Source organism: Streptomyces sp. NPDC051976 (genome assembly GCF_040680795.1).
Lineage (GTDB): Bacteria > Actinomycetota > Actinomycetes > Streptomycetales > Streptomycetaceae > Actinacidiphila.
In genome coordinates this window covers 376,407-403,020 of record NZ_JBFAXL010000002.1, presented here as the reverse complement: position 1 = coordinate 403,020, position 26,614 = coordinate 376,407, and the positions used below count along the sequence as shown (strand labels likewise).

Below are 26,614 nucleotides of genomic sequence, written 5' to 3'. Positions count from 1 at the left end.
GGCCTCTTCCGGGTCAGTCGTTGAGGGTGAGCTCGGCGGCCTGCTCGCGGCGGCGGCGGGTCTGCCAGACGGCGGCGCCGCCGACCAGCAGCAGGATCCCCGCGGCGGAGCCGATCACGGCCACGTCGGTACCGGTGTGGGCCAGCGAGCCGTTGCCGCCCACGGTGGTGGACACGCCCTGCGAGGAGCCGCCGTCGGACGAACCGCCGCTGGTCGAGCCGCCGGTGGAGGCGGTGTCGGTCGGCGTGGCGGTGGCCGAGTCGGTCGGGGTCGCGGTGTCGGTCGGGGTGTCCGTCGGCGAGGTGGTGTCGGTCGGCGTGCCCGAGGGGGACGTGGTGTCCGTCGGCGTACCGGACGGCGACGTGGTGTCCGTCGGCGTGCCCGACGGCGACGTGGTGTCGGTCGGCGTACCGGACGGCGACGTGGTGTCCGTCGGGGTGCCGGACGGCGAGGTCGTGTCCGTCGGGGTGCCGGTCGGCAGGCTCGGGTCGGTGTTCTGGTACGTCGTGTTGGACGTGAACCACATCGAGGCGGTGAAGTCGCCGAAGGTCGAGGAGCCGAACGCGGCGCGGCAGGTCAGCGTGAAGTCGTACCGGCCCTTGAGGGTCGAGAAGCCCGCGGTGTTGGCGTAGTCCCGCATGGTCTGGGTCAGCGGGACGGCGATGCCGCCGGAGGGCGTCGACTGGTAGGTGCTGATCGGCGAGTTGCTGACCACGTTCTGGCCCGCGGCGGGGAAGCCGGAGCCGGTCACCGACACGATGATGTTGGTCGCGTCGGACGGGCACGCCCCGGCCGTCGTCAGGGTCACGCCACTGGTGTCCGTGCCGGTCGCCGGGGACACGGCCATGGCGCCCAGGACGTCGGCGTGCGCGGTGGACGCGGCCATGACGCCGGCCGCCACTCCGCAGGCCAGCACGATCGATCCGAGGCCGGCCGCGGCCGGGCGGGACAAGCGAGTGCTCAACACGATGGGTCTCTCCTCCTGACGCGGCCTGGGTGACCGCGTGCGTGGTGTGGTGCGTGGATTCCGGGTGGGGATCCGAAGGGGATCCGGGTGGGGGTCCTCCGGGGACCGCGCGGGCCGGTCGGCGGCGCGCGGCCCGCGGTCAGTCGTCGGCCGCCGTCCTGGCGACGCGCGCCCTGCGGCCCCGCACCCATTGGGCGGCCCCGCCGGCGAGCACCAGGAAGGCGACGGCGAAGCCGGCCACCGACCAGGCGACGAGCGGGGAGTTCGCGTGGTGCGGCCCGTCCGCCGTGTCGATGACGCGGCCGGCCGTCCCCGGGGTGGCCGTCCCGGTGGCCCCGGGGGCCGGGGACGGCACCGCGCCGGGTGCGGCGGGCGTACCGGAACCGCCGGTGCCGCCGGTGCCGCCCGTGGTGCTGGGCTGCCCCGCGGGGTTCGAGGCGCCGGGCGCGGCGGGCATCGCGTTCGGGTCCGAGTTGGGGTCCGCGCCCTTGGTCGCGGCCGGGTCGGCGCCCGCGGCCTTCGTGCCGTCCCGGTAGGCACCGGCGGACGCGAAGCGCAGGCTGCCGGTGAAGTCCCGCAGGCTGGTCCGGTCGAACGCGCCCTTCAGGCAGGTGACGGTGAAGGTGTAGGTGCCGCGCAGGGTGGTGAATCCGGCCGTGCTCGCGTAGTCCCGCATGGTGTACGTGAGCGGGATCGACAGTCCGCCGCCGGTGGTCTTCGGGTACGTGGCGAGCGGCGAGTTGCCGACCACGATCTGGCCGCCGTGCGGGAAGCCGGCGCCGGCCACCCGGGCGATGACGTTCGTCGTCGCGGGCGGGCAGGGCGCCGCGGCCGTCAGGGTGATCGACTGGGTGACGCTGCCGTGGCCGGGCGTCACGGTGAGCTGGCCCGCGGACGCGGCGGAGGCGTGCGGCGCGGCCACCCAGAGCACGGCCGCGGCCAGCGCCATCGTGGTGGGCGCGGCGGCCCGGGGGCTGCGCGGCTTGCGCGAACCGGGCGCGGTGCGGCCCGCGGTGTCGCGGCCCGCTCCGCCGCGGCGGCGGCGCACGAACCGGACGACCAGGACGGTGACGGCCGCGAGCAGGAGCAGCAGCAGCGCCAGCAGCGTCCAGGGCACGGCCCAGAAGCCGGCCGAGGCGGTGGCGCGCGGGAGCACGGTCTGCCGCACGTCGCCGCGCACCGGCGACGGGTCGGCGGTGACGGTGGCGGTGTCGCGCACCGAGGGCCGGACCCCGGTGGCGGCGGCGGTCACGGTCAGCTTGCTGCCGGGCAGCAGTTCGGGGATGTCACGGGGCTGCGTGACGCGCGCGGAGCCGCCGAACAGGTCGCGGATCCGGACCGCCTGATGGGCGGCCAGCCGTACGTTGCCGGTGTTGTGCAGGGTGTACGTCACGGTCGCGGAGCCGGAGCCGAAGGGGTTCGCGGTGCCGTGGTACGAGGTGTGCACGTTCTCGACGGCGAGCCTGGGGGTCAGCTGCCCGGCCACCCGCAGATAGACCCGGGCGCCGACGCGCTGGTCGACCTTGACCTTGTCGCCCTTGGCGTCGGTGCGCACCCCGGACAGCGAGGCGACGATGCCGCCGACGTGGTCGCCCGCGGTGGCCTTCGCCGGGACCTTGAGGGTGAAGGCGACGATGACGCGCGAGCGGCTGGGCACGGTCACCTGGCTGGTGCCCAGGGTCACCCAGGAGCCCGCGTCGGTGGACTTGCGCCCGCCCGCGAGGAGGTCGAAGCCGCCCTCCGTGGTGTTGATGGCGTCGGCGGCGTAGACGTGCAGGGTGAGCGGCTTGGCGCTGTAGTTCCAGACCGCGATGTGGTCGCTGACCGCGGCGCCGGGCGTCACCCCGTAGGAGAAGTTCGGCCGGGTGTCCGGCTTCTTGGCCGACGAGGGCTGGACGCCGAAGGTGGAGCGCCCGCTCGGCCCGGTGTCGTGGAGTGCCTGACCGGACGGGAGCGCGGGTGCGGCCGAGGCGGCCCCGGCGGCCGGGAGGACGGTGAGGAGGCAGGCCGCCAGGACGGCGGCGAGACGGCGTGCTGTTCTCGTGATCATGTCAGGACGTCCGATCGGGCGCGGTCAGGGCGGCGGTGCCGGGTCGTACGGGCAGTGCGGGTCGTGCGGGTCGTGCAGGTGGTGCGGGCAGTGCAGGTCGTGCGGGGAGCGGGCCGGGACGGGCGGCGCGCCCGTCCCGGCCCTGGGGGTGGTGGCCACACACCGCCACCCCCTGGTTCACCCGGTCAGATGGCCGTCAGGGTGAGGGTCGCGGTGTAGGTGCCGGCGACGGTCGAGGTCGGCACGTTGAGGGCCAGGTCGGCGCCGAAGTGGGCGGTGCCCAGGCCGGTGCCGGTGGCCAGCGAGCGGGAGGACTTCAGACCCGCGGTGCCCGGGTCGCCCGGGGCGACACCGTTGGCCGCGGCGACCGAGGAGCCGGCCGTCACGGTCTGCGCCACGGACTTGTCCACGACGTTCGGGGTCCAGCCGAGGTTCTGGCCGTTGATGGCGTGGGTGCCGCCGTCGGTGAAGTCCGAGACCTGGCCGCTGACGGACCAGCCCGGGTTACCGGCGCGGGTGTCGGTGAGGGTGACGGGGTTGATCTTGCCCGCGGTGGTCAGCAGGTCGCCGTTGGCGTTGAGGACCGGGGAGGGCAGCGTCACGTGCGGGTTGTCCACGGAGATGACCAGCGCACCGGCGTTGACGGTGGTGGTGATGTCCTCGGACGCGGTGACACCGGTGAAGGCGCCGATGGTGTAGGCGATCGCCGCCGAGTCCGAGCCCAGGTACGCCGCCGGGTTCGCGGGCACGAAGGTCGCGGAGAACGAGTGGGCACCGGTGCCGAGGCTGCTGGTGGAGTACGTCGCGGTACCGGCGGAGACCGGGACCGTGGCCAGCGTGGTGGTGGTACCGGCCACGGTGTCCTGGAACTTCACCGAACCGGCGGCCGCGGACGGCGCGACCGTGGCGGTGAACTGCACCGGGCTGAACTGCGCCGCCGTACCGGCCGGGGAGACGGCCAGCGCGGTGGTGGTGGGCGTGGCCGGCGCGGTGTTCACCACGAACGGCACGGCCGAGGAGGCCGACGCGTTGAAGGAGGTGCCGCTGGGCGCGAACTCCACGGTCAGCGAGTGGTTCCCGGCGGTCAGGTTGCTGGTGGTGAGCGCGGCGGTGTCGTTGGAGACCGCCACCGGGTTGCCCAGCGCGACGCCGTTGTCCTTGAACTGGACCTGGCCCGCGGTGCCGGCCGGCGCCACGGTCGCGGTCAGCGTGACCGGCGAGCCCGCGGTGACGGGGCTGGCCGGGGAGACCGCGAGCGTCGTGGTGGTGTCGGTCTTCACGCTCGGGTCGGTGTTCTGGTACGCGGTGTTGGAGGTGAACCACACCGACGCGGGGAAGTCACCGAGGCTGGCGCCGTTGAACGCGGTCCGGCAGGTGACGACGAACGTGTACTTGCCCGTCAGGGTCGAGAAGCCGGCCGTGTTGGCGTAGTCGCGCATGGTCGACGACAGCGGGATGATCAGGCCGCCGTTGGCCGTGGTGCCGTAGGTGGAGATCGGCGAGTTGCCGACCACGTTCTGGCCCGCGGCCGGGAAGCCGGAACCGGTCACCGACACGATGACGTTGGTGGCGTTCGCCGGGCACGCGTCCGACGTGCTGAGCGACATGCTGGAGGTGTCGGAACCGGTGGCCGGGGTGACCACGGCGGTGCCGATGTTGGCGGCACTCGCCGACTCGGCCGTCACGAGGCCGATCGTGGCGGCGCCCACCAGGCCCGCGAGGCTGCCTGCCAGGACCCGCGAGAATCTGTTCTTCAACACTGTCGTGCTCTCCCTCTGGGAAGGAATTCGAAAGTGACGAAAGCGAGGTGACATGGGGGGATGAGCACGTGCGTCACGGGGTCTGCTGGCTGGTGTCGCCGCAGTGCGCGTTGGTCGCGAAGCCGTAGGTGTTGATCAGGTTCGACTGCTGGCAGATCAGCGAGTTGCTGCCGGCGAAGACGGTGCTCCACGGCGCGGTCGCGATCTTGCTGGTCGGGATGACGTTGTAGACGTCGCGCTTCACACCGAAGTTGCTGTTCAGCGTGGTGGGCGACACACCGTCGACGGTGCCGAGGATCGCGCGGCCGCGCAGGTCGGCGATGGTCTGCGAGCTCTGCGCGATGTACTGCGCGATGGAGAACGGCGCGATGGAGTTGTCGTCCAGGACGCGGCCGTCGTGCTCCTCGACCGGGGCGCCGTTCTTGGTGTCCTTGATGCAGGGGTACACGCCCGCGACCACGTCGGCGTCGGTGATGCCCATGGTGGACTCCCAGAACGAGCGCGTGCCGGAACCCGCCTGCGGCAGGTACACGGTGAGCCCGAAGTTCGGGGCGGTGCCCACGTAGTTGGGGTCGCAGTGGTAGATCGCCTTGAGGTCGGTCAGGGCGAGCTTGCGCGGCACGGCGCTGGTGGGCGTGATCGCGTAGCTGACCGCGTCCACGGCGAACGGCACGTAGGTCAGACCCGGGGTCGCCGCCGACAGGTTCAGGCTGGAGGACCGGGAGAAGTCCAGGCAGTTGTTGGCGGCCGCGAGCGAGTTGGACAGCGCGGTACGGCCGGCGCCCGAACCGTTCGGCCGGGCGATGGTGCAACCCGGGGTGGTGGCGGGGTCCTTGGTGGTGATGTTGGCCGAGCCGACGGCGTCGTAGGAGCCGATCACCTTCACGCCGTTGATCGTCACGACGTTGGACAGGCCGTTCATGACGCCCTGCGTGGTGTCGGAACCGACACCCGAGAGCTGCCGGTAGGTCGGCGTACCGGAGGGGTCGGCGGAGGCGACGCTGCCGCAGACGGTCCCGGTGAGGAGACCCGCGACGCCGATGGCCGCCGCGACGATCTTTCTGGTGTTCACTGACATTTACCTTTCGGATACGCTGAAGCCGGGTGATGCCCGGCAAGGACATTGGTCAGACAGTTCGTTGGACCGGACCTGTCGATGTGCTGGAGTCGGGTATCACCCCTTTCCGTCGTCTGGTGGCGTCGGCGTTCCCCGGTCGAACCGGGCGCGCAGCGCGAGCGACAGCCGCGGCGCCACACGGGGCAGCAGCGGACCGCCCGCGGCCGCGACGAGGCCGGTGACGAGGACGATCAGGAGGACGTAGCGCAGCGCGCCGAGCGCCCAGGCGGGCGTGAGCGGCAGCGGCCGGTTCGCGGCCACGGGCGTCTGCCCGGCCGGCGCCGAGGACGGCTTGCCGGTGGGGCTCGCCGACGGCGTGGGCGTCGCGCTCTGCGACGACGGTCCGCCCGCGGTGCCCGTGCCGCCGTTGCCGCCGCCGGAGGAGCCCGAACCGCCGCCGGACGAGCCGGAGCCGCCGGAGGAACCGCCGCCCGAGGTGCTCCCGCCGCTGGTGCCGCTGCCGGACGACGCCGGGGCGCCCGCCCGGTTCGCGATCGCGGTCGCCACGTCGCGGGTCTGCTGCCGCAGGTTCGCGGGCAGCGGCGCGTACCCGTCGGGCAGGGTGCCCGCGGCCACGCCGGGCTGCTGCCCGGTGCCCGCCACATAGCGCAGCAGGGTGGCGAAGTCCTGGCCCTCGGCCTTGCCGAGCTGCTCGGGGACGGTCGCGGCGTAGGTGAGCAGGGTGAGCGGGTAGACGCCCGCGCCCAAGGCCCGGGGGTCGGTGTTCAGCGTGCCGCCGACGCCGCCGGGCTTCATCGCCGCCTGTCCGGCGAGCAGGCTCGCGGTGGTGGGGGCGACGAAGTGGCCCGACGCGTTCTGCAGCTTCGCCGTCACCAGGCCGTAGCGGCTGGCGGTCGCGGTGTCGGTCACCGCGAGCACGGCCCGCTGGCCCGCGGTCTGCGGCGGGTTCTTCTTGTACGCGGGCGGGATGGTGGTGTTGTCCCAGGTAGTACGGGCCAGGGTGTCGCCGCGGGCCACCGCGCGGGCGCCGGTGTGCATGTCGGAGGCGTACGGGTGCTTGTCCTGGACGCACAGCGGGTTGTCGGGGTGGTCGGCGAACTGCTGGCAGAACGGGTCGCTCTTCGGGTAGTCGCTGACCGGCAGCTTGATGCCCTTGTACGACGGGTTGACGGTCATCCCGGAGAAGGAGTGGTCGCCGTACCTGCCGGCGTTGTCCGCGACCCCGTTCAGGAACTCCCGTGCGGCCGGGTCCTTGTCGATCCAGTCCCACAGCCGCCAGGCGGAGTCCGACAGCGCCTCGGGCACGATCGCGTCACCGAGGGCGCCGCCGAAGTCCAGGTCGGCGTAGTCCGGGTTGTACTTGCGGAACTCGGGGTCGCGGGCCAGGTTGAACGGGTTCTTCGCGGTGCCGGGCGCGAAGCGCGAGTTGCCGTCCTGGTACGACTCGGTGAGCAGCTTGGCGACCAGCCGCGGGGTGAGGTTGAGACTGGTGAGCCGGGTGCCGTTGCGGGCCTTGACGGCCGGCGGGGCGCCGAAGCCCGCCTGGCTCTCGACGAAGAAGCCGAAGGTGAGCCCGGAGAGGGTGACCGGCGCGTAGACCGGCTTGCGGTCCGGTGGCAACTGGTCGGGTGTGGGCGGCCGGTTGAGGAAGACCATGCCCGGTGTCTTGGAGGCCAGCTTGGCGCGGGCGGTGTCGTCGGTGACCTCGGCGTAGCCGTAGATCGTCTTCTTCCCGGTCTGGCACAGCGCGGGCTGCCAGCGCAGCACCGCCTCGGCCACGATCTCGTCGCCCAGGGTGCTGCGCTCGTCGGCGCCGATCGGGCAGTAGTTGCCGATGGGCTCGAAGCGCAGCGGCACCACGATGCGCTGCTTCCAGTTGGTCGCGCTCAGCGGCGAGGACCGCAGCAGCCCGTTGGGCTGGTTCAGATACGAGTCGCCGTCGACCTCGGTGGTGCCGCGGGGCACCACGACCAGCCAGCAGGACCTGCCCGGGGCGCCGTTGCGCCCCGTGGGCACCTCGCCGCAGCCCAGCCCGGGCGCCTCCAGCGCGGTCTGGACCTCGAAGTACACCTGACCGGTGCCGTTGGAGCCGGTCCTGGCGTAGGGCACCTCGTTGGAGGTGCTCACGTCGTAGAACTCGTTCCAGTTGCCCTTGGTGATGATGTCGCCGGTCACCGAGTGGAACGGCACGTAGCTGATGCCGCTCGGGGTCGGCGGCGGCATCTTCTGCGCCGGGTCGGTCAGTCCGGCGTAGGTGAGCTGCCGGGTGTTGGTGTACGAGCCCGCCGCCTGGCTGCCGGTTCCGGCGCCGAGCGCGGACGAGCCGCCGAACTGGCACTGGTCCGGGTCGGGGCCGCTGGCCGCGTCGCCCCAGCACTGCATGATCTGCAGGTAGTTCGACGCATAGGTGGTGTCGGAGTCGGTGGGGTCGCCGCCCTTCCAGGAGACCTTCACGACCTGGTTGACCAGGTGCTGGGTCTGACTGACCGTCACCTTCAGCTTGCTGAAGGCGTCGTGGCCGGATGCGGTCACCGGGGTGCCGCCGGTCGGGCTGTCGGCGGCCGCGGGCCGCGGGTCCGTGCCGACGGCGAGGGCGAGCGCGGTGACCAGCACGGCCAGCGCGGACAGCAGGGCGAGGGGCCGGCGCCGGGCCGGTGCCAGGCGCCTCACGGCTTGCGCCGCTTCAGCCGCTGGGTGAGCAGCGGCGGACCGAGGGTCACGACCACCAGCAGGATTCCGGCCAGCACCATGAGCGCGTGCTGGGTGCCGCTGCCGATGCTGCTCGCGGTGGTGACCGGCACGGGGAAGGCGCCGTCACCGCCGCCGTCACCGCCGGAGGTGCTGCCGCCGTTGGTGACGGCCTGCCCGGTGTCGGGGTCCACGGCCGAGGAGGACCCGGCGGTGGTGGTGCCGGAGGCGCCGCCGGTGGTCTTGCCCGCCGTCGTGCCGCCGCTGCCGCCGCCCGTACCGCCGCCGGAACCGCTCGAACCGCCGTTGCCGGAGCCGCCGGTCGTGCCCGCGCTGCCGCCGCCGGAACCGCCGGACGTGCCACCGCCGCCGCCGGAACCGCCCACCACCGTCGGGTTCTTGTTGCCGCCGGTGCCGGTGGAGCACTGCGAGACGCCCTGCTTGTCGCACGGCGACGGGTAAGGGGCGGTCTTGGCCAGGGTGTTGGAGCCGTCGCTGGAGAAGGTCGGGTTGTGGCAGCCCTTGATGTCGGTGTTCTCCACGCTGACGCCCGGCACCCGGCGGATCTGGTCGAGCCCGGCCTGCACCAGGTTGATCGGCAGCGGCGAGTAGCCCAGGTCGTCCACGTGCTGCTGGCCCTGGCACAGGAAGTAGTAGGCGAAGGCCCCGAGGGTCTTGCCCTTCTGGGTGTTGAAGTTCGACTCCAGCGCGGTCGGGATGATCATGTAGCTGTAGCTGGAGAGCGGGTACGTCCGCGGGTCCTGGTACTCGTAGACGTCCTTGAGGATCTGGGTGAGGTACATCGGCGAGGAGGCGTCCGTGTTGATCCGCGCCTTGGTCAGCGCCACCGCGACGTTGTTGGCGGTCGGTTCGGTGTAGTACCCCGCCTTGTTGAGGATCTTGGCGACCGGGAAGCCGGTGGTGTAGACGGCGTAGGAGTACTCGACGTACGTGATCGTGCCGACGTTGCCGCCCTGGGCGACATAGCCGGAGACGCCGTTGGAACCGGACTGGGCGACGAAGCCGCTGCCCGGTACGAGCGGGAAGTTCGAGGTGGTGCCGCACGGGGTGCTGCGGCCCGCCTTCGCGCAGTACGCGTCCCACATCGGGCCGTGCTGGTCGGCCATCCAGGCGGTGAACTGGGCGGTGGTGCCCGAGCCGTCGGAGCGCACCACCGGCACCACCCGGCGGGCGGGCAGCGCCGCGGCCAGCGCCGGGTTGTCCGCCTTGATCGCCGGGTCGTTCCAGGTCTTGATGACGCCGGTGAAGATCTTGGTGAGCGTGTCTCCCGACAGCCGCAGGTTGGTGACCCGGCGGCCGCCGATCGTGAGGTTGTACATGAACGAGGTGCCGCCCGCCACGATCGGCATGTAGGCGTACTTGCGGGACGGCGGCGGGTCGACGACCCCCGAGTCCTTGATGCCGTACGGGATCTCGGAGACCGCGTAGTCCACCGTGCCGTTGCGGAACTGGTTGCGGCCGTCGGAGGACCCGGTGCCGTTGTAGTTGATGGTCATGCCGTACTGCTTGACGTTGGCCCGCCACTGGTCCAGCGCGTTCTGGCTCCAGGTGGAACCGGCGCCCGAGATCGGGACGTACGTCGCGGCCGCCGCGCCGCTCGCCCCGGGCAGGGCGACGCACAGCAGGGCCGCCAGCATGGCGAGGGCGGTCAGAAGTCGCGGACGGGGGCGTGCTGGACGTGCCGGACGTGCTCCGGGCATGGCGGGCTGCTCCTGGTCGGTGCGGGTCGGTTCGCTTACGGGTGGGTGCTCGCGGGGCGCGCCCCGGCAGGCGGGAGCGGCCGTTCCCCGGCGCCGCGCATCCGTGCCGCGTCGCGCAGGGATGCCTGGGTGCGGCGGCGCTGCTGGCGGCGGCTCAACTCGCCGGGGCCGCGGCCGCCGATGATGCGCGCGATGACGAACAGCAGCAGCACCAGGGCCATCAGCAGGGCCGCGGCGCCGAAGCCCCGGGCGATCATGTTCGGCTGCGGGGACGCCACCATGTTGAAGGTGGCCAGCGGCAGCGAGGTCTGCGGGCCGCTCAGCGGCGACTTGTTGAGGTCGGCGCTGTATCCTGCGGTGAGCAGTACCGGGGAGGTCTCGCCGATGCCGCGGGCGGTGCCGAGGATCACCGCGGTGGTCAGCCCGGAGCGCGCGGTGGGCAGCACCACGGTCAGCACGGTGCGCCACTGGCTGGCGCCGAGGGCGTACGACGCCTCGCGGAGCGATCCGGGCACCAGCCGGATCACCACGTCGGCGGCCCGGATGATGATCGGCAGCATCATGAGGCTGAGCGCGAGGCCGGCGGCGAAGCCGCACTTGTCGTAGCCGAGGATGAGGATCACCGTGGCGTAGATGAACAGGCCCGCCACGATGGACGGCAGCGCCGTCATCGCCTCGACCACGGTCCGCACCAGGCGCGCGTAGCCGCCGGGCACCTCGTTGAGGAACACCGCGCAGGCCAGCCCGAGCGGGACGGTGACCGCCAGCGCGATGGTGATCTGCTCCAGGGTGCCGACGATGGCGTGCAGCACACCGCCCTGCGTGAGCGGCTGCAGCGGGCCCGTGGTCGACAGGTCGTGGGTGAAGAAGTTCAGGTGCACCAGCGCCCTGTGGCCGCGCCACAGGGTGTAGCCGATGACGAAGGCCAGCACCACCAGCAGCAGGGTGGCCAGGCTCTGCCACAGCACCGCCACCACCCGGTCCCGTACGGCCACGGCGTTCTCGTCGAAGGAGACGAGCACCGCGTACACGCCCAGGAAGAGCAGATAGGCGACGACGACGAAGCCGACGGGCGAGTTGAAGGGCGCGATCCAGCCGAAGAGCAGCCAGGTCAGGGCGATCGCCGCCACCGCGGCGCCGGCGACCGACAGCAGGTCGCCGGTGTGCCACGCGGCGGTGCTGCGGCGCGTCTCGGGGCCGTTGTACTCGGGAGCCGCCGGGAGGGCTTCCGTCCCGGGGAGGTCGGCCTTCTTGAGGAGATCGGTCATGTCAGGCCTCCGCCCCGGCGCCCGAGCGGCTGCGCGCCACGATCGAGGAGGCGATGAAGTTGACGACGAGCGTCATGGTGAACAGGGCGAGTCCGGCGGCCATCAGGGCCGAGGTCCCGAAGCTGCTCGCCGAGCCGTAGCGCAGCGCGATCAGCGCGGACACCGAGTTGGCGCCGTTCTGCAGCAGATGCGGCTGGATGGCGAAGACCGGCGAGATGATCATGTAGACGGCGATGGTCTCGCCGAGCGCCCGGCCGAGGCCCAGCATGGTGCCGCCGATGATGCCGCCGACCCCGAAGGGGAGCACGACGGTACGGATCATGCCCCACTTGGTGGCGCCGAGCGCGAACGCGCCCTCGCGCTCGCCGCCGGGCGCCTGGGTGAACGTCTCCCGCATCACCGAGGTGGCGATCGGCGTCACCATCAGCGCCACGACGATGCCCGCGATGAAGGTCGACGAGGTGTAGACGGTGGCGGTCGCCAGCGGGTCGTGCGGATCGACGCCGTCCACCTTGAACAGCGGGATCCACCCGAAGTACTGGGAGATCCAGCGGGACGTGCCGGTCACATGGCCCTGCAGGAAGAAGGCGCCCCACAGGCCGTAGACGACGCTGGGCACGGCGGCCATCAGGTCCACCAGGCTGACCAGGGTGCGCTTGATCCGGCGCGGCGCGTACTCCGAGATGTACAGAGCGGTGCCCAGCGCCAGCGGCAGCGCGATGACGATGGCCACCAGGCCGATCAGCACCGTGCCGGTGAGCACCGCGGCGATGCCGAAGTGCTTGGAGTCCGGCTCCCACGCGGCGGTGGTCAGGAAGGACCACTTGGCCACCGACAGCGCCTTCCAGGCGCGGTAGCCCAGGAACACCCCGACCAGCAGCATGATGCCGAGCACCAGGCCGCCGCTGCCGCGGGCCACCCCGCGGAAGACGCGGTCGGAGGCCTCCCCGGCGCCGTGCAGGGTGCGCGGGCTGTCCTCGGGTTCGGATCCCGGGCCGCCGGAACGGCCGGACTCGATCAGGGTCGTGGTCATGAGGACACCGCCAGGCCCGGCGGCATCTCACCGATGAGCTGCGCGAGCGGCACGGCGGTGAGGAAGAGGCTGAGGTTGTGCTGCGCCTCGCGCTGGCGCTGGTACGTACGTCCCGACATCGCGGCCTGCTGTCCCCCGAGTTCCAGCCGCCAGGTCCACTTCCCCGACGGGTCCGACATGGCGAACAGCACCCGTGCCTGGTCAGCGCCCTCGCGAAGGCGCAGCACCGCTGCCCTGCAGAGGTCGAAGCTCTCGAACACGGCGGCGCTGCGCCCCAGTTCGCGGTTGTTCGCGCCGATCAGCCGCCATCCGACCCGCCACAGCGCCGCGTCCCCCACGCGCTCCGCCATGGCGTCCCCCGGTCGCCCCGCCGATTGAACCCCCGCCCGTACCCCCCGGTCGGGTCTTCGCATGTGCCTGTCAAGGTCTCCGCTGGATACATACAAAAACCGCGACCGGACCATAGGGCCCATCCCCCCTCCACTCAGGCGTTAGCTCGCTACCGGCCGAAAAGCGTCCGTAAGCGCAACTGACAGTCGCGGGTTGCGAGGTTGCTGGGCTCACAGCAAGGCGAAGGCCGAACGGAGAGCAAATGAACGGCAGGGGAGGGCCACACGCCAGGTAATCGTGATCTCGCCGCCCGGTGACAGCCGCACAAGCAGGGGTGCGCGTGGGGTCTACGGGGCGCTCGGGGGCCCCGCGTCGAGGGGGCTCGGCTGGTAGCCGGGGCGTTGTCTGATGCGGGCGGCGAGCACCGCCACGTCGTCCTCGGCGCGCTCCGCGTCGAGCCGGAGCAGCACCTCGTCGAGCAGGTCCTGCACCCCGGCGCCGGGCGGGACCGTCATCCCGGCCAGCCGCGCCAGCGACTCGTCGATGTCCTCGCTGCGCCGCTCCACCAGGCCGTCGGTGAACATCACCAGCGTCTCGTCCGCGGTCAGCCCGCGGGTGGTCAGCTCGTAGCCGCCGAAGCCGGTGCCCAGCGGCGGTCCGACGGGCAGCGCCAGCAGATGCCCGGTGCCGTCACGGTCGAACACCACCGGCGGCAGATGCCCGGCGCTGACCAGGGCCGCCACACCCCGCGCCGGATCGACCCTGGCCAGCAGGCAGGTGGCGGGGCGCCGGCCGCCGTCCTCGGCCACGGACGCGTCGAGCTGGCGCAGCACCCGGTGCGGCGGCAGATCCGTGGAGGCGACGTAGCGGAGCATCGAGCGGTAGGCGTTCATGTCCACGGCGGCGTCCAGGCCGTGGCCCATCACGTCGCCCATGACCAGCAGGGTGCGGCCGTAGTGCAGCCGTACGGTCTCGAACCAGTCGCCGCCCACCAGGGCGCCGCCGCCCGTGGGCAGATAGCGGGTGGCGATGTCGAGGTTCGGGTGCGGCCGGCCGGGCTCGGCCAGCAGCGCGCGCTGGAGGTTGAGCGCGGTGCTGTGCACGGCGGTGTGGCGGCGGGCGTGGCCGAGGTGGACGGCCGCCAGCCGGACCGCGTAGTGCATGGTCGCGGTGGAGCGGCCGGCGAAGGGGGCGCCGGTGCGGACCCCGAGGACCACTCCGTAGAGCCGGCCGTGGGCGAGCAGCGGCATCGACATCGCGCTGCGCGAGACTCCGCCCGAGACGCCGAGCGAGGTGGTGATCGGATGGCCCTCGTCCAGCGCCTGTACGGACAGCGACGGGGCGCCGTCCGAGAGCGAGTCCTCCAGCAGGTCCTCGGCGCCCGCGCGGGCCACCCGCGCCAGCGGCAGTTCGTGCGCGTGGTGCGCGGCGGGGACGTCCTCGTCCAGCAGGTCCACCGCCACCGCGTCGCACACGTACCGGCGCAGGAAGCCGGCCAGTTCGGCGCAGGTGGTCCGCTCGTCGAGCGTCGTGCCGATCGCCTCGACGGCCTCCTCCACCAGACCGAACGGCTCCCGCGACGGGTCGCGGTCGCCGCCGCCCGCCGCTCCCTCACCGCCCTGGCTCAACTCCGCCGCCCACCGGTCTTCTCGTCTATCTGACAAACGTTCAAGAAGTGAACATTGTAGGCGCCTTGACGCTCCCCCAGCCGGGGAACACACTGCGAAGCGCACGGGACATGGCCGATATCCGTCACCATTCATTCAATCCTCTGAGTGCTTCAAGCGTTCATGGGCTCATCATGTTCATCTCCTGTCGTCTGCCCGGAGCGCTTCACGAGCACTTCCCCCACGCCAGGAGGTTCCTCACCCATGCACCGGAGACTCATCGCGCTGCTGGCCTGCGCGCTCATACCGCTCGGCGGCCTGCTGGGCCTGACCGCCGCCTCGGGCGCGGCGAGCGCGGCGCCGCTCGCGGTGCCCGCGCCGCCCAGCGGCTGGACCACCCTCTTCAGCGACGACTTCAACGGCGCGGCGGGCTCCGGCCTCAACGGCGCCAACTGGCTCTACGACACCGGCACCGGCTACGGCGGCGGCGCGGCGCAGTGGGGCACCGGCGAGGTCGAGACCGCCACCGCCTCCACCGCCAACGTCTACCAGGACGGCGCCGGGCACATGGTCATCAAGGCGCTCAAGGACGGCTCCGGGGCCTGGACCTCGGGCCGGGTGGAGACCCAGCGCACCGACTTCGCCGCCCCGGCGGGCGGCGAGGTGGAATTCAGCGCGTCCGTCCTGCAGCCCAACCCGGCGAGCGGCCTCGGCTACTGGCCCGCCTTCTGGGCGCTGGGCGCGGACGCCCGTCCGGTCGGCGCCACGAACTGGCCGAGCATCGGCGAGTTCGACATCATGGAGGACGTCAACGCGCTCAGCCAGCACTCCACGACCTTCCACTGCGGGGTGTGGGCGGGCGAGTGCCATGACCCGGACGGCATCAGCAGCGGCCTCCAGGCGTGCGGCGGCTGCCAGACGGGTTACCACACGTACTCCGCGATCATCGACCGCACGAACCCCGCCGCCGAGCAGCTCCGCTTCTTCCTCGACGGCACGCTCACCTACACGGTCAACGAGAACCAGGTGTCCACCGCGACCTGGCAGGCCGCCGTCGACCACGGCTTCTTCGCCATCTTCGACCTGGCCATCGGCGGCTCCTACCCCAACAAGGTCTGCGGCTGCACCTCCCCCTCGGCGGCGACCAGTTCGGGCGCCTCGATGAGCGTCGACTGGTTCGCGGTCTACCAGAAGAGCGGTTCGGGCGGCACGACCGGCGGCACGTCGACGGGCGGTACGACGACCGGCGGCACGACCACCGGGGGCACGACCACCGGCGGTACGACGGGTGGCACGACCACCGGGGGCAGCACGGGCGGCGGTACGGGTGGGGGCGCGGCCTGCCCGGGTGCGGCGACCTCGGCCTTCGCCGCCGACTGCTACGCGAGCGCGACGCTGGGCTCGGCGACCGTCACGACCACCACCGACCCGGCGCCCGCGGGCACCGACGGCAACCAGGTCTCCCGGCTCGCCAGCGGCGCCACCCTCCGCTACGACAACGTCAACTTCGGTTCCGGGGGCTCCTCGCAGTTCCAGGCGAGGGTGGCCTCCGGGGCGGCGGGCGGAGTCAGCGGCCTGGTGAACGTGGTGCTCGACAACCCGGCCAACGCACCCATCGGCTCCTTCGCCCTGGCCAACACGGGCGGCTGGGACAGCTGGCGCACCGTCCCCGCCAACATCGCCCGTACCACCGGCACCCACACCGTGTATCTGGAGTTCAGTTCGGGCGTCACCGGCCAGCCGTACGCCAGCCTGCACTGGTTCACCTTCCCCGCCAACTGACGGGCTCAGCGGGCGGTCCCCCCACACACCGGGCGCGGCGTCGTGACCACGGCGCCGTGCCCGGCCTGTCGCCGACACAGGTTCATGCGCAATACTGCCCGCCGTGGAGCAGCAGACAGGTCCCTTCGTCCCGCCGATCTCTCCCGCCGGGGTCGATCCGGCCTACATCCCCGGCCTCACGCCCCCGCCTCCCGCCGGGGCGGTGAGCGAGGCGCGCCCGGGTGTGCCCTCGCAGGCGGCCGGCGGGGACGCCGCCGGGGCGACGGACGAGGCCGCGCCCGAAGCCGCCGAGAAGCCGGGGAAGCCGGGGAAGTCCGGCGGCACCGGGAAGGTGGACGCGAAGCGCGCCGCCCAGCCCGAAGCCGAGGAGGAGCCCGAGGAGGAACTCCCGGCCGCCGACGACGGGCCCGTCTTCGAGGTCTCCGACCGCCGCAGCGCGATCGTCGCCGACCACCTCGGCATCACCCTCCGACTGGACGACCAGGAGGCGGAGTTCCGCTGGAACGAGATCGGCGCGGTCGAGATCGACACGCCCCGCTTCGGCCGCCGGTTCGCCGTCACCGTCTACACCACCGGCCGCCGCTGGTACTCCGGTGACGTCGAGGCTCCCTCCCGCTCCCGCCTCAAGGAGTGGACGGCGGAACTCGACGCCGTCCTCGATGCCCGTTTCGAGGACAACGAGAACGACGCCGAGTCAGCGGCCGTGACCGAAGCCGAGACCGAAGCCGCGTCCGAGGACTAGATCCGCGTCACCACTGCGACGGCGCGGGCGGGGTGACCACCGGCGGCCGGTCGTCGCAGGTGATGGTGTTCGGCTCCTCCCAGGAGGCGAGCCAGGGGCCGGTGGTGCCGCCGCCGTCGTTGCCGCCGAGGTCCGTCACGGAGAACTCGGAGCCCGCCGGGGTGAAGTGGAAGGAACCGCAGTTGTTGACGCCCACGGCGCCGACGTTGCGGGCGTCCACGTTCTCGAAGGAGGCCGAGCCCGCGCTGCGCGCGCTGAGCACCGAGGTGCCGGTGCCGTCGACGCGGATGTCCTTGAAGTGGACGTTGGTGATCGAGTAGAGGTCCTTCACCGGGAAGTCGGAGACCAGCATGATCGCGTTGTAGGTGTTGTCGAGGAAGTGGTCCCCGGTCACCTCCACGTCCGCGTCGATGTTCTTCTCCAGCGCGTAGAACCAGATCGCCCCGAGGCCGATCTTCCAGTTCAGCTCGTACGTCCCGGCCCTGACGGTGGTGTTGTCGGTGATCCACAGATGCCCGGTGAACGGCTCGGCGCCGAAGCGTGAGCCGACCTGGATCGCGCTGCCCTCGCGCAGCGGGTCGGCGACGAGGTTGCCCGAGACCGTGTTGTCGGTGCCGCCGTAGATCGCGATGCCGTTGGCGAGGACGGGGGTCTGCACGGTGTTGTGGGTGAAGGTGTCGCGGGTGTCCTCGGTCTTCTCCGACCACATCGCCAGGCCGTCGTCACCGGTGTTGCGGACGAAGTTGTCCGACACCGTCGAATCGCTCACCCCGGTGTGGAAGTTGATGCCGTCGGCGATCTGGTCGGCGATGGTGTTGCCGCTGATCGTCAGATGGCTCATCGGCCCGTCGAACCACATGCCGACCTTGGTGTGGTGGATGTAGAGGCCCTCGATGCTCGAGTCGCTGAGCGCGCCGCCGATGCCGTTGACCTGGTCGGTGTCGATCCGCTCGCGGACGTCGCCCTCGATCGCGAAGCCGGACAGGTGCACGTTGCTGCTGCCGCCGACCGCCGCGTCCTTGCCGTAGAAGCCGACCCCGGTGTGGACGGAACCGTCAGGAGCAGGAGTGGCCAGGTCCACCTGGTGGCCCTTGATGATCGTGTACCAGCTGCCCGCGCCCTCGATCGTCACGTCGTCGACGATGATGTGCCGGTTCACCTGGTACGTGCCCGGCGGGATGTAAACCTTGAGGTGGGTGCGCTTGGCGAAGGCGATGGCCCGGTCGATCGCGGGCGCGGAGTCGCGCCGCCCGGTCGGGTCGGCGCCGAAGGCCAGGACGTTCGCCGCGACGACGTCCACGTGCGGGGCGGCGACGAGTTGGGAGTCCAGCAGGTCGACGGTGGTCGCCGCGACGGTGCTCCCGGCGGGCACCGCCAGCCGCACCTTGTCACCCGCGCGGTAGGTACGGCCCAGCAGCAGCCGCTGCTCGTCGTAGAAGTGGTTGGGCCGGAACGGCTTGCTGATCACCGGCGCCGGAGTGGTGGCGCTGGGCACGCAGGAGCACTCGGTGATCCACCAGTCGGGGTGCAGCAGGTCGCCGCCGGGGTCGTTGGAGAAGGGGTACTGGTTGTAGAGCCAGGCGTACTGCGAGGTGAGCGTCATCCGCTGGCGGTGCCCGCCGTCGACCGTGACGTCGAGCGGCGCCGTGCGGCCGCCGCCGGGCGCGTCCGGGACGCTGTAGCGGACGGTGACGGCGTTGGCCGCGCTCGGCAGGGTGAACTCGACGTACTGGCCGGGCGCGAGGGAGACCGCCTGGCGTCCCGACGCCTCCGCGGGGAGCGTGTAGGCGTCCCGGCCGGGGCCGATGACCGTACCGTTCGTGGCGGCGTTCTCCGCCTCCTGCTCGGCGAAGCCGACGTTCGCGCCGCGGCCCGCCACCAGCGCGGGGTCGAGGGCGGCGCGGGTGACCACGGGCGCCTGGGCGGCGCCGGACGCGGGCGCCCCCGCCCTCGCCGTACCACCGGCCAGCAGGCTCAGGCCCACGGCCGCGGCGGTCACCGACGCGAACGCCACCGCCGCTCTTCGGCGCGGCCGTCCTGACCGCACCGCCACACCACCTGTGATGCTCCGTGACATCGCAACTCGATTCGCTCGGGGCCCCTCGGGCCTTACGGGGACGGCCACGGGGTGAGGTGACAGTAGGTCCCGGGCGACCCGCTCCACAAGGTTCCTGCGAAGCTATTTCGCATCATTGCCGAACAACTACGTGCATCCGTAAGTTTCTTGCGGTCCTCGACCTGCTTCATTGCGTGGAGTCCCTACGGCGGGTCAGGGGCGTTCGGCGTACTGGAGGAAGCCGCCGAGCGAGAAGCAGAGGGCGCCGACGAGGGTGCCCCAGTTGGCGATGTCGGCGTTGACCAGGCTGCCGGTCGCGGGGCGGGTGTAGGCGGCGAGGGCGGAGACCATGAACAGCACGGAGCCGAGCTGGTTCACGACGACGATCCACCAGCCGAGGTCGCGCCGCCGCCAGCAGAACCGCCCGTGGCAGATCTCGGCGAGGGCGAGATGGCCGGAGATCAGGAAGAGCGCGCAGCCCACCACGTCCGGTGCCCAGATCAGCCGGTTGACCTGCTGGACGTTCAGGCCCTGCAGGAAGGAGTCGAGCAGGTCGACGGCGAACACCAGGGTGCCGGTGAACAGCACGAACACGCTCAGCCAGCCGAGCCGCCGCGGCTCGTAGCTCCACCACCGCCAGCGGCCGGTGACCAGGGCGCCCTCGCCGCCGGGGACGTGCCGCGGGGCGTTGACGACCTGGAGCAGCGAGACATAGCCGCCGGTGCTGAAGAACACGCCGCCGGCGAAGTAGATCGAGGCGCAGGTGGTGGCGTCGCCCGAGCCGAACTGGGCGACGCCGGCGCCTGCCGCGAAGAGCGCGCCGCCGATGACGAAAGCCGTGGCGGCGATCGCGTTGAGCCTGCGCAGGCGGGCGACGCCGGTGGCGTCGGCGCGGATGTGCCGGGCGATGGCCGCACCGGGCGGGTGGACGGCGAGGAGCCCGCGACGGCGGGCGAGCCGGGACTCCCAGACCGCGGTGCCGCCGCCGGGCGGGTGCCAGGTCAGCCGGGTGGTGAACGGTCCCGCGCCCTCGGCGCGCTGGTCAGGGTCCTTGGGCACGCCCCGACTCTCCCAGACCGGCCCGCCGCCGCCCCGGAACCGCGGGGGCGCCGGACCCGACCTGACCCGATCGGCCCGCCGCACGCCGGACCCCCGGGGGTCAGCGGAGCTGGCGGCGCACCAGTTCATGGAAGAGGCCACCGGTGTCGGCGAGGAGTTCGGCCGGGGGCCCCTGCTGGGCGACGCGGCCCTCCGCCATGACGACGACCCGGTCGGCGTCCATGATCGTGGAGAGCCGGTGGGCGATCACCACACGGGTGGCCCGCAGTTGGCGGGTGCTCTCGATCACCACGCGCTGCGTCTCGTTGTCCAGCGCGCTGGTGGCCTCGTCGAAGAAGAGGATGCGCGGGCGGCGGATCATCGCCTGGGCGATCATCAGCCGCTGCCGCTGGCCGCCGGAGACCGCGCCGCCGCCGTCCGACAGCACGGTGTGCATGCCCATCGGCATCCGCTGGATGTCCTCCGCGAGCCCGGCCATCGCGGCGGCCTGCCACGCCTCCTCCAGCGTGTACGTGCCGGTGCCGCAGATGCTCTCCAGGATCGAGCCGCTGAACGGCTGCGCGTTCTGCAGCACCACCCCGCACTGGCGGCGCAGCGCCGACTGGTCGAGGGCGAGCAGGTCCTGGCCGTCGTAGAGCACGGCGCCGGAGACCGGCCGGTCGAAGCCGATGAGCAGCCGCAGCAGGGTGGACTTGCCGCAGCCGCTGGGGCCGACGATCGCCACGAACTCGCCCTGCCGCACCTGGAACGACACCTTGTCGAGGACCAGCGGCCCGTCGTCCCCGTACCGGAAGGACAGGTCCCTGGCCTCGATCGCGCCGGTCAGCTCGCCCGGCGCGGTGCTGCCGCCGCGGACCTCGGGGACCTCCTCCAGGATCGGCCTGACCTGCTCGAACAGCGGCAGCACGGAGGCGGCGGACAGCAGCGCGCCGGTCAGCTGGGTGACCGAGCTGAGCATCATCGTCACGGAGGTGTTGAAGGTGAGGAAGCCGGCCGCCGACAGGGTGCCGCGGGCCGGGCCCGCCAGCAGCATGAACATCAGCAGCGTGCAGAAGGGCAGATAGACCGCGTTGAAGACGGTGATGACGTTCTTCGTCCTGCCGACCCGCTGCTGCAGCTCGCGGCTGCGCGCGAACTCGCCCGCCCAGGCCGCGTAGGCGAAGCTCTCGGCCGCGGCGACGCGCAGCTTCGGCAGGCCGCGCAGGGTCTGGTACGCCTGGTTGTTGAGCTTGTTGTTGAGCGCCACCAGCTCGCGCTGCCAGCGCAGTTGGGAGAAGCCCAGGCCGAGGAAGACGGCCGCGACGACCACCAGCATGCCGAGCGCCGCCATGGCCAGCGGCACGCTGAACCACAGCAGCAGGACGAGGTTGACCGCGGCGACGCCGCCGGCCTGCACCACCACGGAGCTGATCCCGGACAGCACCCGGCGGATCGCGCTGATGCCCATGGCCGCGCTGGCCAGTTCACCGGTGGAGCGGTTGGCGAAGAAGCGGGTCGGCAGCCGCAGCAGCCGGTCCCAGACGGCCGGTTGCAAGGTGGCCTCGACGCGTCCCTCGACGCGCAGGATGGCGGTGTTCTCCATCAGCATGAAGACCGCCGACACCAGGCTGCTCGCCACCAGCGCGAACGAGGTCTGCACGATGAGGTTGGTCTCGGCGTTGGGCACGTAGTCGCCCAGCACCCGGCCGGTGGCCAGCGGCACCAGGGTGCCCAGGACGACCGCGACCACGCCGCTCAGCAGCAGGCCGCGCAGGTCGCCGCCCGTGCCGCGGACGCTGAAGCGCAGCAACCGGCGGGCGGACACCGGCTCTTCGGGCAGCGGCCGGTAGAACATCACCGCGCGGGGCGCGAACTCGGCCGCGTTCGCGGCGGTGACGCGGGCCCGGCGGCCGGTCTGCGGGGTGACCGCCTCGTATCCGCCGCGCCGCCACAGCAGCGCCACCGGGGCGCCGCTCGCCGCCCGGTGGCCCACCAGCGGCCCGGAGTCCTCGCGCCACCAGCGTCCCGACAGGGTGACGGTACGGGTGCGCAGCCGGGCGGCGACCGCGATCCGCTCGATCGGGTGGCCGCGGGTCCGCCCGGTCGCGGTGACGGCGGTGTCGGTCAGCGCCAGGGTGATCCCGGCGGCCTCGGTGACCAGCCGGCACGCGGCGAGGGTGCCGTCGTCGGTGTCGCCGCCGCGGTCGGCGGCCGCCTTCCCCGGCTTGTCGATGGCCGCGAGCAGCGCGCTGTCGGCCTGCGCCCGTACCGCCTCACCGGCCTTGATACCGGCGGCCGTACGGGTCTCGTGGTCGCGTTCCAGCTCCGCGATCCAGCGGTCGAGGGCGAGGGTGAGCCGGGTCTGCTGGTCGACCATGCGCTGCCACAGGCTGCCGTCGACGAACAGGTCGGCGGCGTTCTCCGCGCTGTACGCGGCGCCGTACTGCACACTGCCCGGCGCCACCGGCATCCACAGGATGCCGTCGTCCGGCGCCTCGTCCCGCTGCGGCCTGTCGGCGTCCCACGGCGGTACGGCGCCGGAGCCGCCGTCCACCGGGGCCTCGACCAGGACGCTCAGGCCGCGCCCGATGCCGCGCGCGAAGGCGTCCTCCAGCAGGCTGCGGCCCCACCCGGGGCCCTGGTCGGGGTGCTGGTACGCCCATTCGTCGGCGTACTCGGGCCGGAACAGCTCCCGCAGCTCGATCCGGTGCAGGACGCAGCCCTCCAGCGGGCGGCCGACGAGTGTGTGCCGCGGGCCCGCGACCGGCCCGAGCAGCAGCGTGCCGGTCTCCAGGCGGCCCAGGAAGTGCCACCGCCCCTGCCCGGCGGCGTCGACCGCGAACAGGTCCATCGCCCCCTGGACCACGAGCCACAGCACATGCGGCCCCTCCAGCCCCACACTGCGCGCCCCCGCCTCCCCCACAACGACCCGCCCGAGCCCCCCCATCGCCCCGACCACGGCATCCTCGGGCCCGGCCCCCTGCGCGACGCCGGGGTACACGGACGTCATCGGACCGCCGCCTTCTCGGTGCGCGCCATCAGTGGTCCGCCACGAGGGCCGCGTAGGGGCCGCCCGCTGCGAGGAGGTCCTCGTGGCGGCCGCGTTCGACGACCGTGCCGTGGTCGAGGACCACGATCTCGTCGCTGTCGCGGACGGTGCTGAGGCGGTGGGCGATCACCACGCAGGCGCAGCCGCGGCGGCGGAGGTTGTCGATGATCACCTGCTCGGTCTCGGCGTCGAGCGCGCTGGTCACCTCGTCGAGGACGAGCACGCTGGGCTGGCGTACCAGCGCGCGGGCGATCTCCAGGCGCTGGCGCTGGCCGCCGGAGAAGTTGCGGCCGTCCTGCTCGACGCGCCCGCGGATACCGCCGGGGCGGCGGGCGATCGCGTCGAGGACGGCGGCGTCGCGCAGCGCGGCGGTGACCGCCTCGTCGGGGATCGACGGATCCCAGAGCGCCACGTTGTCGCGGACGGTGCCCTCGAAGAGGAAGACGTCCTGGTCGACGAAGGACACCGACGCGGACAGCGCGCCGCGCGAGATGTCCGCCAGCGGCTGCCCGTCGATCCTGATCTCGCCCTCCCACGGCTGATAGAGGCCCGAGATCAGCCGGGAGACGGTCGACTTGCCGCTGCCGGAGCCGCCGACGAGCGCCACCTGCTGACCGGGGCCGACCGTCAGCGAGAAGTCGGTGAGCAGGGGTTTGTCGAGCGGGCTGTAGCCGAAGGTGATGCCTTCCAGGGTGACGTGCCCGCTGAGCCTGCGGGTGCTCGGGGCGGGCCCGCCGGGGGCGAACAGCGGGTCGACGGGGAAGTTCTCGACGTCTTTGAGCCGGGCCACGTCGGCCGCGAAGTCCTGGATCCGCCCGGCGACTCCGCTGAGCCTGCTGACCGGCGCGGTGAAGCTGGTGACCAGCGACTGGAACGCGACGAGCAGGCCGATCGAGAGATGGCCCTCGACCGCCCGGGTGCCGCCGATCAGCAGGATCAGCGCGCTGTTGAGCGCCGCCAGCGTCGGCGCGACCACGGCGAGCCACGCGCTGGGCACACCCAGCCGCTGCTGCCCGTCGAGGGTGGCCGCGTGCATGCCCGCCCAGCGGCGGAAGTAGCCGTTCTCGCCGCCGGTGGCCTTCATCGTCTCGATCAGCGCCAGGCCGCCGTACGCGGTGTTGGTCAGCCGCGCGCTGTCCGCGCGCAGCTTCTGCACCCGGGTGTTCCTGATCCTGGCCACCACCCGCAGCGCCACCACGTTGGACAGCGCCAGTCCCACGCCGATCGCGGTCAGTTGCGGATCGTAGGTCCACAGCAGGACCGCGTAGAGGAGGACGACCACCGCGTCGACACCTGCGGCGGCGAGGTCGCGGGCGAGCGTCTCGGCGACCGAGTCGTTGGACTGCAGGCGCTGGACGAGATCGGCGGGGCTGCGCTGGGCGAAAAAGGTGACGGGCAGCCTGAGCAGGTGCCGCAGGAAGCGGGCGCTGCTCAGCGTGGACGAGATCACCCGCCCGCGCAGCAGGTTGGCCTGCTGCACGCCGGTGAGCAGCGCGGTGACCGCGAGCAGGGTGGCCATCCCGGCGAAGACCACGGGCAGCACCGAGGTCTGGCCGCCGAGCAGGAACGAGTCGATGTACTCGCGGCTCAGCGCGGGCGCCGCCACTCCCGCCACCACCAGCAGGAAACTGGCGAGCAGCGCGGCCAGCAGGGTGCCGCAGGTGCCGCGCAGCCGGGCGGGCAGCGCGCCGAGCAGTCCCGGCCTGCGGCCGCCGGGGCGGAACCTGACGCCGGGCTCGAAGGTCAGCACGACACCGGTGAAGCTGGTGTCGAACTCCTCCATGGACACGAACCTGCGGCCGCGCGCGGGGTCGTTGAGGTGCACACCGCGGCGGCCGAAGCGGCGGCCGATGCCGTCGAGCACCACGAAGTGGTTGAACTCCCAGTACAGGACGGCCGGGGTGCGCACCTGGGCGAGCGCCGCGGGCTCCATCTGCATGCCCTTGGCTTCCAGCCGGTATCTGCGGGCGGCCTTCAGCACGTTGCTGGCCCGGGAGCCGTCGCGGGAGACGCCGCAGGCGATCCGCAGCTCCTCCAGCGGTACATGGCGGCCGTAGTGCCCGAGCACCATCGCCAGCGCGGCGGCCCCGCACTCGACGGCCTCCATCTGCAGCACGGTGGGGGTGCGGACGGTCCTGTGCCGCTTCGGCGGCGGCTGCCTGCGTGCCCGCCGCTCCGGCCGGGGCGCCGTCACGGCAGCACCCAGTCGATCGGCTTCTGCGCGGAGAGCCGGACGGCGCCGCTGAGCAGCGTCCTGGAGTCGAGGGCGTACGGCGGTCCGTCGGCGCGCGACCAGCGGTAGCCGGACTTCGTGGCGGTCGAGCGGTCCAACTGGACGACGACCGCGACGGGTTGGCCCTGCGCGGAGAACTGCTCGCCGAGCTGGTCGTCGCCGAGGAAGCTGGTGATCTGCTGCCGGGTCTGCGGCACCCTGCTGACCGCGAGGACATGGCCGCGCAGGACGCCGAACCGCTGGGCGGGCGCGGTCTGCACGGTCAGGTCGACGGGCGCGCCGCGCGGGATCGAGGCGGCGCCGCCGCCGTGCGCGTACAACACCGCGACCAGCGGTTCCGAGGGGTCGGCGACGCGTTCCACCGAGGCCAGGTTCGCGCCGGTGGCCACGACCGCGCCGATCTTGGCGTCGAGCGAGGTGAGGCGGCCCGCGGCCACGGCCCGTACGGTCTCGGTGCGTTGCGCGGTGCGGACCGCCATCAGCGGTGCGCCGTCGGCGAGATGGTCGCCCTCCTTGGCGAAGACCTGGGTGACCTGTCCGGCCACCGGGCTCTGCAGGAGGTAACTGCCCTCGGCCCGGGTCAGGATGCCGGGCGCGGTGAGATGGGTCGCGACCGTGCCGGTGACCGCCCAGACGCACGCGGCGGCCAGCACGACCGTGGTGACGGCCAGCACCAGGCGGCCCTGCGGGCGGGCGAACCGTACGGGGATGTCGAGTTCTTCTGGCGACTGCAGCTTGGAAAGCGCCTTTTGCCGGAACTGCACGGTGACTCTTCCTTACTGCGCGCTGCCGCGCGGCTCTTCCTTCGGCCGCCTCCATCCGTCGCGGAGGCACGGCCGGGCCCCGGAACGCGGGGTTCCGGGGCCCTCACAGCAAGCGCCGTGATTCAGAGACCGGCGATGCCCGTGATGCCGGTGAGACCGGTCAGGGTGCCGGTCGCGCTGCTCACCAGGCCGGTGACCTCGGCGAGGGGCAGGCCCAGGGGCAGACCGTTGGTGGCGCTGGAGACGAGGTCGTTGAGGCCGTCGACACCGACGCCCGCGGACGCGCCGATACCGCCGGAGATGGTGTCCAGGTCGCTGTCGGCGATCTCGGCGGTCTCGACCTGCGGGGTGAAGTTACGCATGAATTGCGCTTCCCTTCATGGCTTGTGGGGGCTTTCGAAAAAAGGTCTCGGCCGGGCCGTTGGAATGCGGTCCAGCCGAATCGACG

Annotated in this window: 19 protein-coding genes; 2 read left to right on the top strand and 17 right to left on the bottom strand. The window is 72.4% G+C overall.

The features are described 5' to 3' along the window. Positions 1-13 precede the first annotated feature (13 nt). From AB0M29_RS04125 to AB0M29_RS04075, 11 genes are all read right to left on the bottom strand, one after another. A complete protein-coding gene (locus AB0M29_RS04125; RefSeq protein WP_365378508.1) occupies positions 14-967 on the bottom strand; it encodes an LPXTG cell wall anchor domain-containing protein in 954 nt (317 codons plus the stop codon). A 139-nt stretch (positions 968-1,106) separates the two neighbouring features. Further along, entirely contained in the window at positions 1,107-3,017 is a 1,911-nt protein-coding gene (locus AB0M29_RS04120) for a DUF916 domain-containing protein (RefSeq protein ID WP_365378505.1), read from the bottom strand. Between the two features lie 24 nt (positions 3,018-3,041). Then, entirely contained in the window at positions 3,042-3,176 is a 135-nt protein-coding gene (locus AB0M29_RS04115; protein ID WP_365378503.1) for a hypothetical protein, read from the bottom strand. A gap of 26 nt (positions 3,177-3,202) precedes the next feature. Next, positions 3,203-4,777 (bottom strand): Ig-like domain-containing protein, encoded by a 1,575-nt coding sequence (locus tag AB0M29_RS04110; RefSeq protein ID WP_365378500.1) that lies wholly within the window; start codon positions 4,775-4,777, stop codon positions 3,203-3,205. 73 nt (positions 4,778-4,850) lie between these two features. Then, a complete protein-coding gene (locus tag AB0M29_RS04105; protein ID WP_365378498.1) occupies positions 4,851-5,849 on the bottom strand; it encodes a hypothetical protein in 999 nt (332 codons plus the stop codon). A gap of 102 nt (positions 5,850-5,951) precedes the next feature. Next, positions 5,952-8,525: a hypothetical protein gene (locus AB0M29_RS04100; protein WP_365378496.1), complete on the bottom strand. Its 2,574-nt coding sequence runs from the start codon at positions 8,523-8,525 to the stop codon at positions 5,952-5,954. After that, a complete protein-coding gene (locus AB0M29_RS04095; protein WP_365378493.1) occupies positions 8,522-10,264 on the bottom strand; it encodes a substrate-binding domain-containing protein in 1,743 nt (580 codons plus the stop codon). The genes AB0M29_RS04100 and AB0M29_RS04095 overlap by 4 nt, the downstream gene beginning before the upstream one ends. Positions 10,265-10,299: 35 nt before the next feature. Then, a complete protein-coding gene (gene pstA, locus AB0M29_RS04090) occupies positions 10,300-11,532 on the bottom strand; it encodes a phosphate ABC transporter permease PstA (protein WP_365378490.1) in 1,233 nt (410 codons plus the stop codon). Between the two features lies 1 nt (position 11,533). After that, on the bottom strand, positions 11,534-12,565 hold the full coding sequence (gene pstC, locus AB0M29_RS04085) for a phosphate ABC transporter permease subunit PstC (protein ID WP_365378488.1): 1,032 nt from the start codon (positions 12,563-12,565) through the stop codon (positions 11,534-11,536). Further along, positions 12,562-12,915, bottom strand: a complete 354-nt coding sequence (locus AB0M29_RS04080) for a hypothetical protein (protein ID WP_365378485.1) — start codon at positions 12,913-12,915, stop codon at positions 12,562-12,564. The genes pstC and AB0M29_RS04080 overlap by 4 nt, the downstream gene beginning before the upstream one ends. Before the next feature lie 327 nt (positions 12,916-13,242). Beyond that, a complete protein-coding gene (locus AB0M29_RS04075; RefSeq protein WP_365378482.1) occupies positions 13,243-14,559 on the bottom strand; it encodes a PP2C family protein-serine/threonine phosphatase in 1,317 nt (438 codons plus the stop codon). A 207-nt stretch (positions 14,560-14,766) separates the two neighbouring features. Here AB0M29_RS04075 and AB0M29_RS04070 point away from each other — a divergent pair, with 207 nt between their 5' ends. Both AB0M29_RS04070 and AB0M29_RS04065 read left to right on the top strand, forming a co-directional pair. Continuing rightward, positions 14,767-16,284: a carbohydrate-binding protein gene (locus AB0M29_RS04070; RefSeq protein WP_365378480.1), complete on the top strand. Its 1,518-nt coding sequence runs from the start codon at positions 14,767-14,769 to the stop codon at positions 16,282-16,284. A gap of 103 nt (positions 16,285-16,387) precedes the next feature. Further along, the gene (locus tag AB0M29_RS04065) at positions 16,388-17,026 is read left to right on the top strand and encodes a hypothetical protein (RefSeq protein ID WP_365378478.1); all 639 of its coding nucleotides are present in this window, start codon (positions 16,388-16,390) and stop codon (positions 17,024-17,026) included. Positions 17,027-17,033: 7 nt separating this feature from the next. Here the strand turns inward: AB0M29_RS04065 and AB0M29_RS04060 are convergent, their stop codons facing one another. The 6 genes from AB0M29_RS04060 to AB0M29_RS04035 all read right to left on the bottom strand — a co-directional run bounded on the left by AB0M29_RS04060 (position 17,034) and on the right by AB0M29_RS04035 (position 26,528). After that, positions 17,034-19,103, bottom strand: coding sequence for a glycosyl hydrolase family 28-related protein (locus tag AB0M29_RS04060; RefSeq protein WP_365378476.1), 2,070 nt, complete (start codon positions 19,101-19,103; stop codon positions 17,034-17,036). A 192-nt stretch (positions 19,104-19,295) separates the two neighbouring features. Next, complete coding sequence (locus AB0M29_RS04055; protein ID WP_365378474.1) at positions 19,296-20,141, bottom strand: hypothetical protein; 846 nt, start codon at positions 20,139-20,141, stop codon at positions 19,296-19,298. Between the two features lie 100 nt (positions 20,142-20,241). Further along, positions 20,242-23,130: an NHLP bacteriocin export ABC transporter permease/ATPase subunit gene (locus AB0M29_RS04050; RefSeq protein ID WP_365378471.1), complete on the bottom strand. Its 2,889-nt coding sequence runs from the start codon at positions 23,128-23,130 to the stop codon at positions 20,242-20,244. Between the two features lie 28 nt (positions 23,131-23,158). Continuing rightward, positions 23,159-25,363, bottom strand: a complete 2,205-nt coding sequence (locus tag AB0M29_RS04045) for an NHLP family bacteriocin export ABC transporter peptidase/permease/ATPase subunit (protein ID WP_365378468.1) — start codon at positions 25,361-25,363, stop codon at positions 23,159-23,161. After that, the gene (locus AB0M29_RS04040; protein ID WP_365378466.1) at positions 25,360-26,166 is read right to left on the bottom strand and encodes an HlyD family efflux transporter periplasmic adaptor subunit; all 807 of its coding nucleotides are present in this window, start codon (positions 26,164-26,166) and stop codon (positions 25,360-25,362) included. The genes AB0M29_RS04045 and AB0M29_RS04040 overlap by 4 nt, the downstream gene beginning before the upstream one ends. 122 nt (positions 26,167-26,288) lie before the next feature. Further along, complete coding sequence (locus AB0M29_RS04035) at positions 26,289-26,528, bottom strand: type A2 lantipeptide (RefSeq protein WP_365378464.1); 240 nt, start codon at positions 26,526-26,528, stop codon at positions 26,289-26,291. Between the last annotated feature and the right edge of the window lie 86 nt (positions 26,529-26,614).

Coding starts and splice junctions, on each gene's coding strand:
- AB0M29_RS04120 (WP_365378505.1), bottom strand. CDS start 3,017: ATGATCACGAGAACAGCACGCCGTCTCGCCGCCGTCCTGGCGGCCTGC.
- AB0M29_RS04095 (WP_365378493.1), bottom strand. CDS start 10,264: ATGCCCGGAGCACGTCCGGCACGTCCAGCACGCCCCCGTCCGCGACTT.
- pstA (WP_365378490.1), bottom strand. CDS start 11,532: ATGACCGATCTCCTCAAGAAGGCCGACCTCCCCGGGACGGAAGCCCTC.
- pstC (WP_365378488.1), bottom strand. CDS start 12,565: ATGACCACGACCCTGATCGAGTCCGGCCGTTCCGGCGGCCCGGGATCC.
- AB0M29_RS04080 (WP_365378485.1), bottom strand. CDS start 12,915: ATGGCGGAGCGCGTGGGGGACGCGGCGCTGTGGCGGGTCGGATGGCGG.
- AB0M29_RS04070 (WP_365378480.1), top strand. CDS start 14,767: ATGCACCGGAGACTCATCGCGCTGCTGGCCTGCGCGCTCATACCGCTC.
- AB0M29_RS04060 (WP_365378476.1), bottom strand. CDS start 19,103: ATGTCACGGAGCATCACAGGTGGTGTGGCGGTGCGGTCAGGACGGCCG.
- AB0M29_RS04050 (WP_365378471.1), bottom strand. CDS start 23,130: ATGACGTCCGTGTACCCCGGCGTCGCGCAGGGGGCCGGGCCCGAGGAT.
- AB0M29_RS04035 (WP_365378464.1), bottom strand. CDS start 26,528: ATGCGTAACTTCACCCCGCAGGTCGAGACCGCCGAGATCGCCGACAGC.